Below are 15710 nucleotides of genomic sequence, written 5' to 3' on the forward strand. Positions count from 1 at the left end.
CATGCACATTGCCGCTAAATCTTGGTTGAACAGCTACTTCATTTGCTTCTTTTTTATTTGGGGAATCTTTTTACCTTTTTGGGGGATCTGGCTAGAAGCCAAAGGGGTAAGTCCGGAGCAAATAGGCACCTTATTTTCCTTAGGATTAGTACTGCGTTTTTGCAGCAATATTGGCCTGTTACCTCGTTTAAAAACAGCCCGCGGTACGTTAAAGCTATTAAGCGTTTTAAGTTTTGGTTTATTAGCTTGTTTATTACTCTTAGTCTTCTTTCAAGGTTGGTATGCCTTAGCGGCTTTAACTTTATTACTTAACTTTTTAATTGGACCAATGATGCCACTGGGCGACATCATTGGAACTCGTCTAGTTAAACAAATTAAAATTAACTATGGGCAAGCTCGCTTATGGGGTTCAATAAGCTTTATTGTAGGCTCTTCTTTTGTTGGCTGGTCTATTAGTGAATTTGGTAGTGAAAGTATCCTTTGGATCATCATTGCTGCCGCTTTGGTTACCTATTGTTTAAGTTTAATTAAACTAAACCCACAACTACAAGATCCAACGGATAAACCTAAAGAAAAAGTTAATATATTTCTTTTATTAAAGCAGCCAACAGTTATTTACTTTGTATTAGTCATGGGACTGATACAAGGTAGTCACGGTGCTTATTATGCATTTAGCTCTATTTATTGGAGCTCAATGGGGATTTCTGAATTTAATATTGCTTTGTTATGGGGGATTGGTGTTTTAGCTGAGATTATTCTGATGCGCTTTAATGATCGTTTATTTAATCATTGGAGTATTAAAAACATGTGCTTATTAGCGCTGGTTGCTGGCATTATTCGTTGGTTTGTTCTCTGGTACACAACGGATTTAGTTTTGTTAATGTTAGCTCAAACCTTTCATGCCTTTACTTTTGCCTTGGCGCATTTAGCGGCGATGCGTTTTATTGCAAAACAAGCAGATGAATTAATGGTGGGCTATCAGTCTTTATATTCAAGTCTATCATTAGGGTTAGTGATGGCTTTATTAACCTATATTTCAGGTTGGGTATATGAGCCACAAAGCGGAACTGTATTTTTATGGATGGCTGCAATTTTATTACCTGTTTTTATATTATTAAAAAAATGGCGTATTGAATAATTGAACTTATGCTTGCTTTTAAACCTAATAACTTGAATTTCATAATTTAGACCCCAGTTCTAAAGTGTATTCATTCTATTAACTGAGGTATTTATGTTCGCACGATTGTTTTTGGTTTTTACTGCTGTTTCATTACTTGAGATTTTTGTACTCGTTAAAGTAGGCAGCTTTTTAGGTGCATTAACAACAATACTTCTTGTTATTGTGTCAGCATTAATTGGCTCTGCGTTAGTGCGTAGTCAAGGTTTACAATTATTAACACAACTTCAGCAGCGTGTTGCTGCAGGCGAAATGCCTGGCCAACAATTAGTTGAAGGCATGATGTTAATTATTACAGGTGTATTATTAGTCACACCCGGTTTTGTTACTGATTTTTGTGGTCTGTTATTATTACAACCAACGATTCGCGCCAACATGGCAAAAATGGTAATGGCAAACATTAAATTTACCTCACAAACAACTATGGGTGGTTTCGGACAGCAACAAGCAAACCGTAATACTCCATATGATGATTCTGTGATTGAAGGTGAGTTTGAACATAAAGAAGATAAAAGAATTGATTAGTTGATCATAAATTGTAGTTTTTTTTGGTAAATTTCATATTAGCTACTATATTCTCTGACGCATAATCAAGATTTAGCAATTCGCTAACTGATTAGACTCGATGTTAATAAAATTGTCATGTTAACTCTGTATTATTCGTGCCTCAGTTATTTATGCACTAAATAAGATAAAAGGAGAACCGATGAAACTTAATCGTTCTACTACTCTAAGAAGTTTTAAAAAATACCAACCTCGTCAAATTGCAAAGTTTGTTAAAGGTTTTTTCAATGGTCGTATCTTCATTGCTGGATTAGGCCGCTTTCGCGTAATAGAGGGCAAAGTTGTTGCCTATAAACATCTCAAAACAGAACAAAAAATACTGATGGCAGTCAGTGAGATTAACCAAGTTGTTGCTGAACTTTCTCGTCCTAAAGTTGCAATTGCTTAAGTTCCTCATTTACAAATTCATCTAAATTAAACCAGCGCCTCAATTGCTGGTTTTTTTTCAACAAAAATAACGCCTCTTTTAAATATTTTTTCATAATAGCCTTGAATCGAATTTTTTTGGCCCCATCAGTTAATGCATCATAGAATTTAATTTGTTAACAACCAAAGGAGTCATAATGTCTATTCGTCCTCTACATGATCGCGTTATTTTAAAACGTACTGAGCAAGAAACTAAATCTGCAGGTGGTATTGTTTTAACTGGCAGTGCTGCTGAAAAGTCTACTCGCGGTAAAGTGATTGCTGTGGGTAATGGCCGTATCTTAGAAAATGGTGAAGTAAGACCATTAGATGTAAAAGTCGGTGATACTGTTATTTTTAGCGAAGGTTATGGTTTAAAAACAGAAAAGATTGAAGGCGAAGAAGTCTTGATCTTAAGTGAAAGTGACATTTTAGCAATTGTTGAATAATTGTTAAAAATTGCTGTTTATTCTCTTGTTTTGAAAACAAAAATTAAAGTACAAAATTAAAGGAAAATATAATGTCTGCTAAAGAAGTTAAATTTGGTAATGATGCTCGAATTAAAATGCTTGAAGGCGTTAATGTCTTAGCAAATGCTGTACGTGTAACATTAGGGCCAAAAGGGCGTAATGTTGTTATCGATAAAAGCTTTGGTGCTCCGCACATCACTAAAGATGGCGTAACAGTAGCGAAAGAAATCGAACTTGATGACAAGTTTGAAAACATGGGCGCACAGATGGTTAAAGAAGTCGCGTCGCAAACTAATGATGCTGCGGGTGACGGAACAACAACCGCAACTGTATTAGCGCAATCTATTATTACTGAAGGTTTAAAAGCCGTTGCTGCTGGCATGAATCCAATGGATTTAAAACGCGGTATCGATAAAACAGTAAAAGCTGCCGTTGCTGAGCTTAAAACACTATCTACGCCTTGTTCTGATTCTAAAGCAATCACACAAGTTGGTACTATCTCTGCAAACTCTGATTTAGAAATTGGTGAAATCATTGCGAAAGCAATGCAAAAAGTAGGTAACGAAGGTGTTATCACAGTTGAAGAAGGCCAAGGTCTAGAAACAGAATTAGACGTAGTAGAAGGTATGCAATTCGACCGTGGTTACTTATCGCCTTATTTCATGACCAATCAAGAAGCTGGCACAGTAGAATTAGATAACCCATTTATTCTAATTGTTGATAAGAAAATCGGTAACATCCGTGAATTATTAACTACATTAGAAGCAGTAGCGAAAGCGTCTAAACCACTATTAATTATTGCTGAAGATGTTGAAGGCGAAGCGCTAGCAACATTAGTAGTAAATAACATGCGTGGCATCGTGAAAGTCGCGGCTGTTAAAGCACCTGGTTTCGGTGATCGTCGTAAAGCTATGCTACAAGACATCGCAATCTTAACTGCAGGTACTGTTATCTCTGAAGAGATTGGTTTAGATCTTGAGAAAGTACAACTTGAAGATCTAGGTCAAGCGAAACGTGTTGTGATCAATAAAGATGAAACAACGATTATCGATGGCTCTGGTGAGCAAGATGCAATCTCTGCTCGCGTTGCTCAAATCAAACAGCAAATCGAAGCGTCTTCATCAGACTACGATAAAGAAAAACTACAAGAGCGTTCAGCTAAATTAGCTGGCGGTGTTGCAGTGATTAAAGTCGGCGCATCAACTGAAGTTGAAATGAAAGAGAAAAAAGACCGTGTTGACGATGCATTACATGCAACGCGTGCTGCGGTTGAAGAAGGCGTAGTTGCTGGTGGTGGTGTTGCACTGGTTCGTGTTGCTGGTCTATTAAAAGATCTTAAAGGCGATAACGACGATCAAAACGTAGGTATTCGTGTAGCACTTCGTGCAATGGAATCACCATTACGTCAAATCGTTTCAAACTGTGGCGAAGAAGCATCCGTTGTAGCAAATAATGTACAACAAGGCACAGCAAACTATGGTTACAACGCAACAACTGGCGAATATGGTGATATGTTAGAAATGGGGATTCTTGACCCAACTAAAGTAACACGTAGCGCATTACAGTTTGCAGCATCAGTAGCAGGCTTGATGATCACAACTGAATGTATGATCACAGATTTACCTGTAGATGCGCCAGCAGCGGCTCCAATGCCTGATATGGGTGGAATGGGCGGAATGATGTAGTTTCTGAATGCATAAATGGTCTACTTCATCGTTGCGTTGCCACTCGTTTAAGAAACACTAAACGTCGCGACAAAGCGCCTTGAATTAAACAATTTCTGCTATCCAGAAACGGCTCAGCTGTTTATGAATGAAAGCCCACTTCGGTGGGCTTTTTTGTACCTGTTATTTTTTAATCAAAATAAGGGGGCTTCTTTAACGTTCCGTTCATACATCATATCCTTGTGGCGAGCTGAACTAGAGGAACGGCTCTATTGATTCAGGGAAACGAAGCTAGGCGGGATATCGACACATTAAACATGTTTTTTATTAACCGAGCGCCTGCCAATATTTATATTCCGTTTGCATTATTAAGTTGGGCTAATATTCATCTAAAGTCGTAGTTAGTCTAAAAAAGCAAAAAGAGCGACAGTTCAATGAACCATCGCGAGATAATTATTTTACTGTTCGAACCATTAAAGTGTAGTTTTTAGTCATGACTAAATCTGTCGCATTTTCTGATGACATATCATAATCAGAAGGTATCCCTGATTTAGGATCACTCCGTTGCGCTCCTGCACCATGCCAATCATAATACTTGCTTGCTGAAGAGTTCTTTTTACTAAAGGCTTTACTAAAAGAGATATAGGTTGCGGTATATTTAAAGTCACCTTGAGTTGTATTAGACCAAAACCATAGTGGATCTGAAGTATCTCCACTGCCTGTCAATGTAAATATATTGGTATTAATCGCGGGCCAAGAACCAACCTTACCTCCATACTTAACGATACTTTGAAGTTCTTTAATATTTGGTAAACGCCAGTCAGAATAGCCTGCTAGATTAGAGGTTTTAGCATTTACAATAGCAGTCTGCCAATCCCTTCTTACACCGTCATCTGATTGTTGCCACATTAATCCAGTGGCTTGATCAGTTATAGTTCCATCGTTATTCTTAACAAAATCATTAACACCATAAACATTTTCTTCACCACGGACACATCTGACAAAGTTACCCGGAGCATGGATATTTTTATTGTTTGTACCGAAAGTGTAGCCTGTTTCATAAGCTTTAATATGGCCGTCAGCAAAGTTATAGCCGAATGCTGCTTCTACGTCCTCTGTATCATGGACGGGGCCTAGAGTATATTTGGTTATTGACCAATATTGGCCAATATAAGCCATTCTTTTGTCATATTCAAAATCAAAATAATCAGTATCAATATAAGGTGTATTTTCACTTTCGTTACGAGGATTAACAATTTCTCCTCTAAAATCAGCTAGAGAAAATAGCTCTTTAATTGTAGGTAGTCGCCAGTCTGTATTGCCTGCAATCGATAAATTTTTACAATAGCTAATTGCATTCTCATATGAATAGTGATCATAATCTGGAGTCTTTTGCCACATCATGCCTGTATTATTATCAGTGACAGTTCCATCTCCATTATTAGTATATGAAGCTTGTACACCTAGGTATTGTGCGTCTTGCCCATATAAAACATTATTTTCTGCAGGGCATATTATTTCGCTTCCGCTATTATCAAAACAATTATCTTGGCTTGTATCAACCACAATAAATTGAACTTTAGGTAATGGTGTTTCATTATTTGTTATTACTTGAAGCTGTTGACTACATCCAACCAAGGCTCCAATAGTAATAGTTAGAACTGAAATTTTAAAAGATTGATTCTCAAATAAATATTGCATGACAGTTTCCTTTTAGTCTGATGAACTGAAAATAGTGTAAAAATAAAACAGTGTCGTCCATTTGGCGTCATTTGGACGTTTTTATCGCTAAATATATATAAAAATAATCCTATCGCTAAAATGTTCTTTTTACTCTTTCTGCACTTACTATAAAATAAAGCAGAATTTACTATTAATTCTAAAATAATTAGGAGTCCTTAACCTTGCAGATTGTAAATAATACATCATGGGGAATCAGTCTAATTGGGTTATCTCTGTCAGTTTTTACTTTGCTTAATATCTTTATTAAAGTAGATAAACACAAAACAGATTTATTGCTCTTTGGCTGGTTAGTGACTCTTAATATCCCTTTATTATTAACCTTATTTGCATACGCTAATTTAGATCTTCACTGGTTAAATATGTTTATCAATCCAAGTGTGAATTTATTACAAGGACCCATTTTATATACTTATGTTCAGATGTTAATTAGTGGGAATGGCAAATTTAAGTTACCTTATCTTTTACATCTAACCCCATTCATATTTTTTTATTTTCTGTTTGTTTTTATGCCACACCTAGTTCCAATCCCTCTACATAATGAACAATCAAATTTAATGCCAGATGTAGAAAATAATAGTCTTTCTTTATCATTTAAAGCGCTGTTTGGTTTCTTAAATTCACTAATATTCATTGGCTATTCAATAATAACCATTATCTTATTAAGAAAGCATCAGAAAATAATCAATAAGTTTTTTTCACAAAAAAACAACCAAATCAGTTTAAAATGGATATATTCACTTCCTTTGGTATTTATTATTTTATTGTTTATTAATATTGCCAATGAAAATAATAACGGAGCTTTTTATCAAACCCCTCCGATGACTTTACATCTTTTATCTTATTTATTTTTTATTATCCTCCTTTGTTTTTTCGGTATGAAACAAAAACCTGTGTTTTATCCTGATCCTCTGACCTTAAAGAAAAATTCACTAAATAACCAATTAGCTAAAACAGAAGAAGAGTCAAAACCTAAATGTGCTTCGACTGCAAATATGCTAATTAATGAAAGCCTAGTTTCAGAAATAATTGTAAAAATGCAGAAGTATATGGAAATTAACAAATCTTACTTAAATCCAGAATTTTCTATTTATCATTTATCTGAAGAACTCAACATTCCTAGGCGAGCATTATCTCATGTGTTGAATCACGGATTATCTAAGAATTTTTTTCAGTACGTTAATGAATACAGAGTTGGGGAGGTGAAACGACTATTAGAGAACCCCGAAGAAATGAAGTCAACAATATTAGATCTTGCATTTAAATCTGGGTTTACTTCTAAATCAAGCTTTAATGGTATTTTTAAGCAGTACTGCCATGTTACGCCTTCACAATATCGTAAGATGGTCAGAAAATGATTTTTATAAATCGTAAATAAGGGGAGATGGAATTTCCCAGTGATTGCATGCTTTAATAAAGAATGTCGTAGGGTTTGAACGGGATATACTAAAATTACTCTTTGAGTGTAACAGACACTCTTTCAGTATCATCTGGAGTTAGATGCCCCATTTTATTTAGTGTGATTGGGAGCCGTTGTGCAACAACAAATTATATAACGTTTGTTGTTGCTTTATAAAGTCAGTTAAATAAATGCTTTATTTATGCTGCAGCATGGAAATTATCTTCGTAATACCATTTAGCTTTAAAACAAAGATATAACCCTAAAGCAAAAGGATAAATTCCCATCAGGCGATCAATCCCTTCGAGAATTAAAAATGGTTCATCAGCACCCATAGGAGGCGTTTGTCCGGCTACTGCCATATAGATACCAAGTGCTAAACTTACGAAACTTATTCCCAATAATATAGAGATATTAATTTTTAAAAAATTCATCTTAATTCCTACCTTTTTCAGTCTAAATTAGTCAATAAAATAATTTGCAGTTCCATTTGCGATTCAATACATCAAATGACCTTTAAATTTAGTGTTTCTAATGCAAGACCCCGTGATAGATACTACGGCAAATGAATCAGATAACTCACCGTAACAGCTTTAACTAGCATTGTTAGTTATTTACACTAATAATCACTCATAGAGCAGTATTTAAATAAAAACATGTATTGAAAAGTAGAATAAAAATCTATAGTAAATTGATTTTGTGAAATTAAATACTGCTTTCAAAGCGTGGTTTTTAACGTATTTAACTTCCCTAGACCTAGGTGTTTTTTGCGGATTAATTCAATAAATATTAAGGCATTATTTATTTATAATTTTGCTCAAAAAGTCGATTGCTAATAATAAAACTCTCGTTTATATTGCGATCGTTTCTTACCCTTTAATTGGATGACAATCTTGTCTAATAAATTAGCTCCTTGTTCTTTTGGCACCTTGCTTGGCTATGCGCCTGGTGGGGTTGCAGCTTATTCTAGTGACTATGACACTGCCAGTGATCTTGAGTATCCTAACCGCAGTGCTTTTCGTAGTTATATTGATGGCATTTACATGGGATATAAATGGCAATGCGTTGAATTTGCCCGCCGCTGGATGTATCTAAATCATGGTTATATTTTTGATGATGTCGCCATGGCGTATGAGATATTCAATTTACGATCAGTACGTGATATTGCATCGAATACCCGTTTGCCTTTGCAAGCCTTTAGCAACGGCAGCAAACGTCATCCTCAACCCGGTTCATTATTGATTTGGGAGCAAGGTGGTGAGTTTGAACAAACAGGGCATGTTGCCATTGTGACAGAAGTATTTGCCGACAAAATTCGCATCGCAGAGCAAAATTTAGATCATCACGTATGGCCTGAAGGGCAAAACTATAGCCGCGAATTAGAAGCAAGGATCAGTGAAGAGGGCGAGTACTGGATTGCTTGCTCATTTAATGACGTGTTGATTCTAGGTTGGATGATACAAACGGAAGACGATCAAGATGCAGAAATTAGCGTAGAGACTAACAAAAAACTGTTTGCGTTAGCTAGTCATCAAGCAAAACCAATAGTTGGAAAAGATAAGCCTTGGCTTAATATTGCCAATCAAGATGAAGCGGCTTATGTAAAAGCATTAAATGGCCATAAATTAAGTACCGATCTTGACGATCAGTATCGTTATTATGTGTTATCAAAAACAGCGCAAGATACCCTGCGCAGAGCAACCAATGAGCTTCACGGTTTGTTTATGCACGCAACGGATTACGTGTTGGATAACGAAGCGTTATTAGAGAAATTTAACCTACCGCGTGCCTTGCTAGCAAAAATCAGACAATCTTGGGATAACCGATTAAATCAGTTGATCACAAGCCGCTTCGATTTTGCCATGACAACAGAAGGGTTAAAGGTTTACGAATATAACTGTGATTCCGCTTCCTGTTATATGGAAGGGGCCAAAATCCAAGGTAAATGGGCGCATCATTACGGTGTTCATGAAGGCGAAGATGCAGGTAAGGATCTATTTAAACAACTCGTTCAAGCATGGCAAAAAAGTCAGGTAAAAGGGCTGATACATATTCTTCATGATGATGATCCAGAAGAAAAATATCACGCTTTATTTATTCAACAAACATTAAAAGCTGCAGGTATTAAAAGTCGCATGATTGCAGGGATTGATTCCTTAACATGGGATGAACTAGGTAATGTAGTGGATGCCAATGGTGACGTATTGAATTGGGTTTGGAAAACATGGTCATGGGAAACTGCATTAGACCAAATCCGCGTTGAATGTGAATCCGATGAAGCAGAGCCTGAACATTTTCAGCCTTTATCTAAAACCGGAAAAACACCAAGACTTGCCGATGTGTTATTGCATAAAAACATCATGATCTTTGAACCGTTATGGACCTTGATCCCAAGTAACAAAGCGATATTGCCTGTACTTTGGTCATTATTCCCTAATCATCCATTATTATTGCAAGCAGACTTTGAATTAAATGAAGAGTTGAAAGCAAAGGGTTATGTAAGCAAACCGATAGTAGGGCGATGCGGTGCAAATATTGAATTAGTCGACGAGGAACAAAGCGTCATAGAAGCCACGGGGGGGAACTTCGCCGCGCAAGATAATATCTACCAAGCTTTATTCCCATTGCCGTTAGTGGAGGGTCAATACGTGCAGGTATGTACTTTCACTGCTGCAGGGAAATATGCAGGCAGTTGTTTACGTGTTGATTCGTCGATGATCATTAATAAAGACAGTGATTGTCTGGCATTACGGTTTGTGAATGACGAGGATGTTTTGCAGTAAGAGATGACTGGTTGATCTTTGGTTGTATTTTGTATTAGCTCATTGCGGTGGGCTTTTTTGTTTTTTATTTTGGCTTTGATTTATAGATTTAGATGGTGGCTCGTCTGCGCTCGTCGAGGCTGTTTGATATTTATTCGCTTGGTGTTTCGCCCTGTCGGCGACTTTACTTTCTCTCTGCCAGCAGAGAAAGTAAGCAAAGAGACTGGTCCCGACTCGTTTTTTTATCTGAATAAATAGCTACCTTCTTAACGCACCGTTCATACGCCACATCCCTGTGGCGAACTGAACTAGCAACGGCAAAGGGCACGCAGAGCTTAGCCCGCTCATAACACTATGCTGCCGCATAAATCGCTCCATGCCTTTACTTGCTAAAGGCATCTATTGATTCAGAAAAACGAAGACGGGAGGGCTAGATGTAGCCACTTTGCGTATCGTTATTTATTAACTTATTGAGATTATTGATTGTAACTAATGGCTGTCCATTGCTTTCTAGATTGCAGTTGCTTGTTTGGCATTAATTACGGATACTGCCTTGCTAGACTCAATATATCTTTAATTTTAACATGGACATATTTAAGAAATATATTGATCTCACTTAGCTCTAGATTTTTCTGATTTGTTGTAATGCTTGATGGTGTCGCATGTAAAAGCTTACTTGTGTACGAATAGATATATTCATACTCGTCACCTAAGTCGACTTTTTTTGCCATATCACACCAGTTCCAACGGCTAGGGATAAGAAGTTTAATGTCGTTAGATATTGAAGACGAAAAACTAGCCTTTTCGTTTTCAAGCTCAGTAATGGATCTTGTAATAACTGGTAACTGTTTATTCTCAACTAAATGAGCTTGAAAACTATACCCATTTGATTTTGCTTCCTCAGCATAAATAGAGAAATGTCGAGCTGCTTTGTCATCAATCTTTTTCATTACGAAAGAGCTTAGATTAAAAGCTTCTTTCTCTTTTATTTTAGAATTCGTAATGTTATTAAGTTTTTTAAGCTCCTCTTTCATTATTGCTTTTTCTTCATTTTCAAACTTTTTCAAGAGTAGAACCTCTCGCTCAGTTTGAGTTTTACAATCTTTCCAATACCTCAGTTGGGTGTCAATTAATCGGCTGTAGTAAACCAAACCATATCGTGAATCCATCTTAAACAATAGCAACCAAACAGACATCTCAAAAATGTATCTTGTCACTGCTAATATGCTCATTGTTTCTATGTAGTTAAAATTCTGTTCCGTAAACAATCTTAACTTAACTAAGCTATCTCCCATTGCCGAGCGACACCATGAGTCAGCGTCAAACTTCATCCTTTCAGTAACTGCGGCATCTTTCCGAACCCTTGAAGCTTCGTCATTAAGTTGTGGTTGGAGTTCTGTTATAAGCGTTATTAAAGTCGATATTTGACCTTCTATATTTAAATTCATAATCATCTCTGCTTTGCCAAGTTCGCGTGCTTTGACTTGTTATATTCGGATTTTAATTCTGTCATAGTATGACTCTATAGCGCTTGGTCTAGGCTTTCTAGAGCAAAGATAATCGTAGACACAGTATTTCTATCAAACTCTGCTCGGTCATTTTCTTCGTGCGTGCCTTTATTTAAATATTGCCATTCACGTGAATCACCACTCATTCCAACTAATGAGTTAAGAGGATCAAATATTTTACTCTTATCTGGGTCGGAAAAATTAGCCTTACCAATTTTAGCTTTAAGTTGTTCAGATAAATTTCTCAGTTCTATTGGAGCGTTATGGCCTCGTAACTTTAAACTCAAGTTTCCGTCCCCAAATTTACTCACATAACGCCATACTTTACCTTTCGTCAATGACTCCATTGCTTTTCGTGATTTTGATAGAGCCTCTCTAACTTCATTTCTATCAAAGTGCTCCCTAGCCGCAATAATGTAGTTTCGAGGCGCACAGTTAAAATCTACACGAATATGAGATTCATCAAGCCTAGGTAAAAAAGTCAGCGTTTGAGACTGAGCAGCAACTCGGGCTGGCAGCAGATTTTGAATGTCCTTGAAGAATTCTTCGCCGTGGCACGTCAATATAATCTGTTTTCCTGAAAAATACTGATCTTCAAATAGGGTATGTCTAATTGACTCTCTATGGTCGTCATCAATCGCATTCACAGGGTCATCAAAAATTAGCATTGGGCAATTTTCTTTCAGGTTCTTTGAAAGGAGAATAGCAAGTCCAATGCAACGAATATGGCCTTCACTAAGCACGTGTAAAGGATCATAGAACTGATCTGGGTTGCTCTGAAATGATATTTCTAGGCGTTGATTTTGAGTCAGGGGGAATTTAACTGTGGCTAAAAGTTCAGAAGGCAAATCGTTCCGATTAAATGAATTGTATAGTTGAACAACCCTCTCTCCTAAATCAGCTACAAGTTTTCCTGGAAGTGCATCCTTATAAAAATTAAGGCGTGTAACTAACTTTGTATAAGCTATCGATATGGCTTGATTTCTTTGAATGCTAGCAATTTCAGCTTGAACATCTGAAATCAACTGAGCATTCTCAACATCGAAGCTAACGATTGTTCTCTGAGCAGCTTGAATTGCTTGACTGGCTGTCTGTCTTCGAGTTTGAAGCACGGTAATATTGCGTGAAAATTCGCGCAATCGATTTAGTTCTGTTTGTTTCGTTGCACGTAATTGAGTAACTTGTGCAATTTCTTTGTCTGCTCCCTCGAGTTGCTGAACTTGTGACCGTAGGTGTTGCCATAGAGTGTAACCATCATGAGATGGTTGCTGTAATCTATTCCACCATTCAGTATTTTCTTGAAAATTGGGTGATATTTGATAATGCGTAAGCACATTGTTAGAAAATTGACTATAACAGATATTTACTATTTGAGTTAGTAAAAGTAATTCTTGATTTGTTGTTTGCTCTAATTGCTGAAGTAATTGTTGCCGCTCAGCCAAATACTGAAGTTTTTGTAACTCTTCACTTGAGTGAATAAATGGGTTTACTGCGACTTGGTTAAGCGGAGTTTTGCAAGCAGGGCAGTTATTTGGACTGCTTTGTTGCACTTGGGTAACAGCATCATAAAGGTTTTTGTATGATAATTGCTGACTGGCGCTTGCTAACTCCTGACGAATGGAGCCAACTTCATTTAGATGATTAGTGACCTTAACACCTAAATCGTCCAATGTAGCCAGACTCAAAGAAGATTTGATGGGTAAAGGCTGCTGTAATTCAGATTCTATCTGAGAAATTAGGCCAACACTTTCATCACACCCAAGTAATTCTAGAACCACTTGGTTAAAGTCTGAGCCTTCGCGGTAATTGCTAGCTAAGGTTTGCTCATCAGTACTAATTCTTACTAACTCAGCGTTATTAGTATCTAGTTGCTGTTTAGCTCCATCAAGTGCTTGGCGCTTTTGAGCCAATAATGTTGCTTTTTGGCCCACAAGGTCAATATATCTTGGATCAATTTCAGCCGTAAACTTGCGAACAAACTCAGTAAAAGAATCTAGACCAAAAAGTGTTGATATTAACTCTGTTTGCTTAGCCGGAACTTGAGCTGCAATTCTTGAAAAGTTATCTATTCTATTTTTCTCAACAAAACAAAATCGATAAAGAGCGTCATCTGAAATAATAGGAATTTCCTGACCTTCTGCATTTACCCCTAGAAGCTTTGGAGCGCTAAAGCTATCTACATACGCATTTTTCAAATATCTTTGCTGGTCTCTAAAACGCTTGCTCTCTGCCTCTGCAACATTTCCCAATAGTGAATACTCGAGAGCCTCGCAAAAACTTGATTTACCTGTTCCATTTGGGCCATAAATTAGAACTAAGTTACTGCTAAGGTCGAAACGCTCTTCCCTAGAAAAGCCACGAAATGGGCCTACTGATAAACTCTTAAGTTGAGTTATGGGTGAGTTATCAACAGCTAGATCTTCTGGTAACGGTTGAATCTCTACGCTTAAATTATTCCAATGATTTTGAGCAAGTTGAACAACGGCTCTGATTCGCTGGCCTTGATGGGTTCCAAGCGGTATCAAATCGTCTAGGTTTTGAATAATGAGATTGGCTAATTTACGCTCATCGTCGGTAACAGTACCTTCATTGAGAGTTTGTAAAAATCTAAAGTACTCAGCATGGACCATGTAACATCCTTATTTTTACAATAATAATTACCTTAAAAATTCAGTAATTATTCTAGATTAAACACTAGCCTTAAATATTGCAGCGAGTATATAACGCCGCAAGCAGCTGCGGCTTTGTAGTGGATTGTTTTGTGGTAGCGTAACGCAAACCGCAAAAAAAGTAGCGAAAAAGCCGTCAGACTGACTTGCCTTGTTATAGCTTAACTTGCGACTGCTGTACATAACTCTAATAGAATACCAGACGGGCAGCGAACGTAGGAAACAACTTGCCCCCACGGTTTTGTTTCGGGCGATTTTAGTTCAACAGCACCATATTGTATTGCGCGCTGATGAATGGCACCAACATCATCGGTTACAAGTACTATTTCAATGCCTAATGGCTTACCAGAGTCAGTAGAACTGATATACCCCCCAGAGAAATTTGATAATCCTAACTCATGAGACGCAAAGGCCAGAACTGTTTCACCAGTATCCAATTCACCATAATCATTTTCGTCAGTGATAAAGCGTCGCTTCATTTCAAATGCTTTTTCAAAAAATGACAAAGCAACATCTACATCACGAACATAATTTATTGTGTATCCAAATTTTACCATTCGATAGCTTCCTTTAGCTGTTCACTGCTTGATTTACAAAGTACTCGGTATTTTTTTGAACGATATCGTCACCTGTGTATATTTTTAGGTGCCGCCTCTTTTTACCCCCACCCTCCAAGATAGAATCCGTATCAATAAAGTCAGCCCCATTACTGAATTCAATTGAAATATGTTCTTTGTATGTATAAATGCCTCCAATCAATGAACTGGAAGCATTAAAAACCAAACCACCGTACTTAATACCTTCAATTAATTCTTTATTGGCCTTTAAGAATATATTTCTTATTGAAATCACCATGTCGAACTGCTCAGGTGATATGGATTGTATATCAGAAAAGAAATCGTTTATTCTTTCATCATTTGAAATATTCATATTCCTCTTTGCCTGAATTTTGGGGAGCTATAACAGTACATTATCCATAATTCACGATAAGAACGGGTTATGGAATATCAAAAATAGTAAAACAATAATAATCAAAACACTATCTGTCAAAGCTTTATAGAGAAATAAGTCATTTTTTTATGTTTATTGAGAGGTAATTAGCTTTGTGAAAACTAAGCACTGCGCCATACTCAGCTCTTTTGTTCTGAGTATGACGCAGGCCTTAAAAAATTAAATACTATAAATCAAGTGATTAGAAGTTTAACCATGTAGAAAGTGTGCATGTTAATGCTCACTTTCCACACAAAACATAACACGATGGCCTAAAGCTTATTACAACGATGCAAAAAGCATAACAACAGTAATAAGTCTCCATTATTCAAGCTAGCTAAACGGGCGCAGACGAGCCTGAT

Annotated in this window: 13 protein-coding genes; 7 read left to right on the forward strand and 6 right to left on the reverse strand. The window is 36.8% G+C overall.

Annotation, left to right across the window (positions count from 1 at the left end; translation table 11 throughout):
- The first annotated feature begins 1 nt into the window (after position 1).
- The 5 genes from E2R67_RS09255 to groL all read left to right on the forward strand — a co-directional run bounded on the left by E2R67_RS09255 (position 2) and on the right by groL (position 4301).
- On the forward strand, positions 2 to 1138 hold the full coding sequence (locus tag E2R67_RS09255; protein ID WP_134290665.1) for a 3-phenylpropionate MFS transporter: 1137 nt from the start codon (positions 2 to 4) through the stop codon (positions 1136 to 1138).
- 93 nt (positions 1139 to 1231) lie between these two features.
- Positions 1232 to 1702 carry an FxsA family protein gene (locus tag E2R67_RS09260; protein ID WP_134290666.1) on the forward strand — a complete coding sequence of 157 codons (471 nt, stop codon included), beginning with the start codon at positions 1232 to 1234 and terminating at the stop codon, positions 1700 to 1702.
- 181 nt (positions 1703 to 1883) lie between these two features.
- A complete protein-coding gene (gene ytfK, locus E2R67_RS09265) occupies positions 1884 to 2129 on the forward strand; it encodes a DUF1107 family protein (protein ID WP_134290667.1) in 246 nt (81 codons plus the stop codon).
- A gap of 175 nt (positions 2130 to 2304) precedes the next feature.
- The gene (locus tag E2R67_RS09270; RefSeq protein WP_134290668.1) at positions 2305 to 2595 is read left to right on the forward strand and encodes a co-chaperone GroES; all 291 of its coding nucleotides are present in this window, start codon (positions 2305 to 2307) and stop codon (positions 2593 to 2595) included.
- Between the two features lie 71 nt (positions 2596 to 2666).
- Positions 2667 to 4301, forward strand: coding sequence for a chaperonin GroEL (gene groL / locus E2R67_RS09275; protein WP_134290669.1), 1635 nt, complete (start codon positions 2667 to 2669; stop codon positions 4299 to 4301).
- 432 nt (positions 4302 to 4733) lie between these two features.
- Here groL and E2R67_RS09280 read toward each other — a convergent pair whose 3' ends face one another.
- A complete protein-coding gene (locus E2R67_RS09280) occupies positions 4734 to 5981 on the reverse strand; it encodes an Lcl C-terminal domain-containing protein (protein ID WP_134290670.1) in 1248 nt (415 codons plus the stop codon).
- A 203-nt stretch (positions 5982 to 6184) separates the two neighbouring features.
- Here E2R67_RS09280 and E2R67_RS09285 point away from each other — a divergent pair, with 203 nt between their 5' ends.
- On the forward strand, positions 6185 to 7378 hold the full coding sequence (locus E2R67_RS09285) for a helix-turn-helix domain-containing protein (RefSeq protein WP_134290671.1): 1194 nt from the start codon (positions 6185 to 6187) through the stop codon (positions 7376 to 7378).
- 241 nt (positions 7379 to 7619) lie between these two features.
- On the opposite strand, the gene E2R67_RS09290 is transcribed toward E2R67_RS09285, so the two are convergent.
- The gene (locus tag E2R67_RS09290; RefSeq protein ID WP_134290672.1) at positions 7620 to 7853 is read right to left on the reverse strand and encodes a hypothetical protein; all 234 of its coding nucleotides are present in this window, start codon (positions 7851 to 7853) and stop codon (positions 7620 to 7622) included.
- Between the two features lie 450 nt (positions 7854 to 8303).
- On the opposite strand from E2R67_RS09290, the gene gss reads away from it, so the two are divergent.
- Positions 8304 to 10202 (forward strand): bifunctional glutathionylspermidine amidase/synthase, encoded by a 1899-nt coding sequence (gss, locus tag E2R67_RS09295; RefSeq protein WP_134290673.1) that lies wholly within the window; start codon positions 8304 to 8306, stop codon positions 10200 to 10202.
- Between the two features lie 518 nt (positions 10203 to 10720).
- On the opposite strand, the gene E2R67_RS09300 is transcribed toward gss, so the two are convergent.
- The 4 genes from E2R67_RS09300 to E2R67_RS09315 form a co-directional block, all read right to left on the reverse strand.
- Positions 10721 to 11629, reverse strand: a complete 909-nt coding sequence (locus tag E2R67_RS09300; protein ID WP_134290674.1) for a hypothetical protein — start codon at positions 11627 to 11629, stop codon at positions 10721 to 10723.
- A gap of 74 nt (positions 11630 to 11703) precedes the next feature.
- The gene (locus tag E2R67_RS09305) at positions 11704 to 14319 is read right to left on the reverse strand and encodes an AAA family ATPase (protein ID WP_134290675.1); all 2616 of its coding nucleotides are present in this window, start codon (positions 14317 to 14319) and stop codon (positions 11704 to 11706) included.
- A gap of 200 nt (positions 14320 to 14519) precedes the next feature.
- A complete protein-coding gene (locus E2R67_RS09310) occupies positions 14520 to 14915 on the reverse strand; it encodes a VOC family protein (RefSeq protein ID WP_134290676.1) in 396 nt (131 codons plus the stop codon).
- Between the two features lie 13 nt (positions 14916 to 14928).
- Positions 14929 to 15288, reverse strand: a complete 360-nt coding sequence (locus tag E2R67_RS09315) for a DUF1801 domain-containing protein (protein WP_134290677.1) — start codon at positions 15286 to 15288, stop codon at positions 14929 to 14931.
- Between the last annotated feature and the right edge of the window lie 422 nt (positions 15289 to 15710).

This window comes from Psychromonas algicola, from assembly GCF_004378355.1.
Lineage (GTDB): Bacteria > Pseudomonadota > Gammaproteobacteria > Enterobacterales > Psychromonadaceae > Psychromonas.

Coding starts and splice junctions, on each gene's coding strand:
- E2R67_RS09255 (WP_134290665.1), top strand. CDS start 2: ATGCACATTGCCGCTAAATCTTGGTTGAACAGCTACTTCATTTGCTTC.
- E2R67_RS09260 (WP_134290666.1), top strand. CDS start 1,232: ATGTTCGCACGATTGTTTTTGGTTTTTACTGCTGTTTCATTACTTGAG.
- ytfK (WP_134290667.1), top strand. CDS start 1,884: ATGAAACTTAATCGTTCTACTACTCTAAGAAGTTTTAAAAAATACCAA.
- E2R67_RS09270 (WP_134290668.1), top strand. CDS start 2,305: ATGTCTATTCGTCCTCTACATGATCGCGTTATTTTAAAACGTACTGAG.
- groL (WP_134290669.1), top strand. CDS start 2,667: ATGTCTGCTAAAGAAGTTAAATTTGGTAATGATGCTCGAATTAAAATG.
- E2R67_RS09280 (WP_134290670.1), bottom strand. CDS start 5,981: ATGCAATATTTATTTGAGAATCAATCTTTTAAAATTTCAGTTCTAACT.
- E2R67_RS09290 (WP_134290672.1), bottom strand. CDS start 7,853: ATGAATTTTTTAAAAATTAATATCTCTATATTATTGGGAATAAGTTTC.
- gss (WP_134290673.1), top strand. CDS start 8,304: ATGACAATCTTGTCTAATAAATTAGCTCCTTGTTCTTTTGGCACCTTG.
- E2R67_RS09300 (WP_134290674.1), bottom strand. CDS start 11,629: ATGAATTTAAATATAGAAGGTCAAATATCGACTTTAATAACGCTTATA.
- E2R67_RS09305 (WP_134290675.1), bottom strand. CDS start 14,319: ATGGTCCATGCTGAGTACTTTAGATTTTTACAAACTCTCAATGAAGGT.
- E2R67_RS09310 (WP_134290676.1), bottom strand. CDS start 14,915: ATGGTAAAATTTGGATACACAATAAATTATGTTCGTGATGTAGATGTT.
- E2R67_RS09315 (WP_134290677.1), bottom strand. CDS start 15,288: ATGAATATTTCAAATGATGAAAGAATAAACGATTTCTTTTCTGATATA.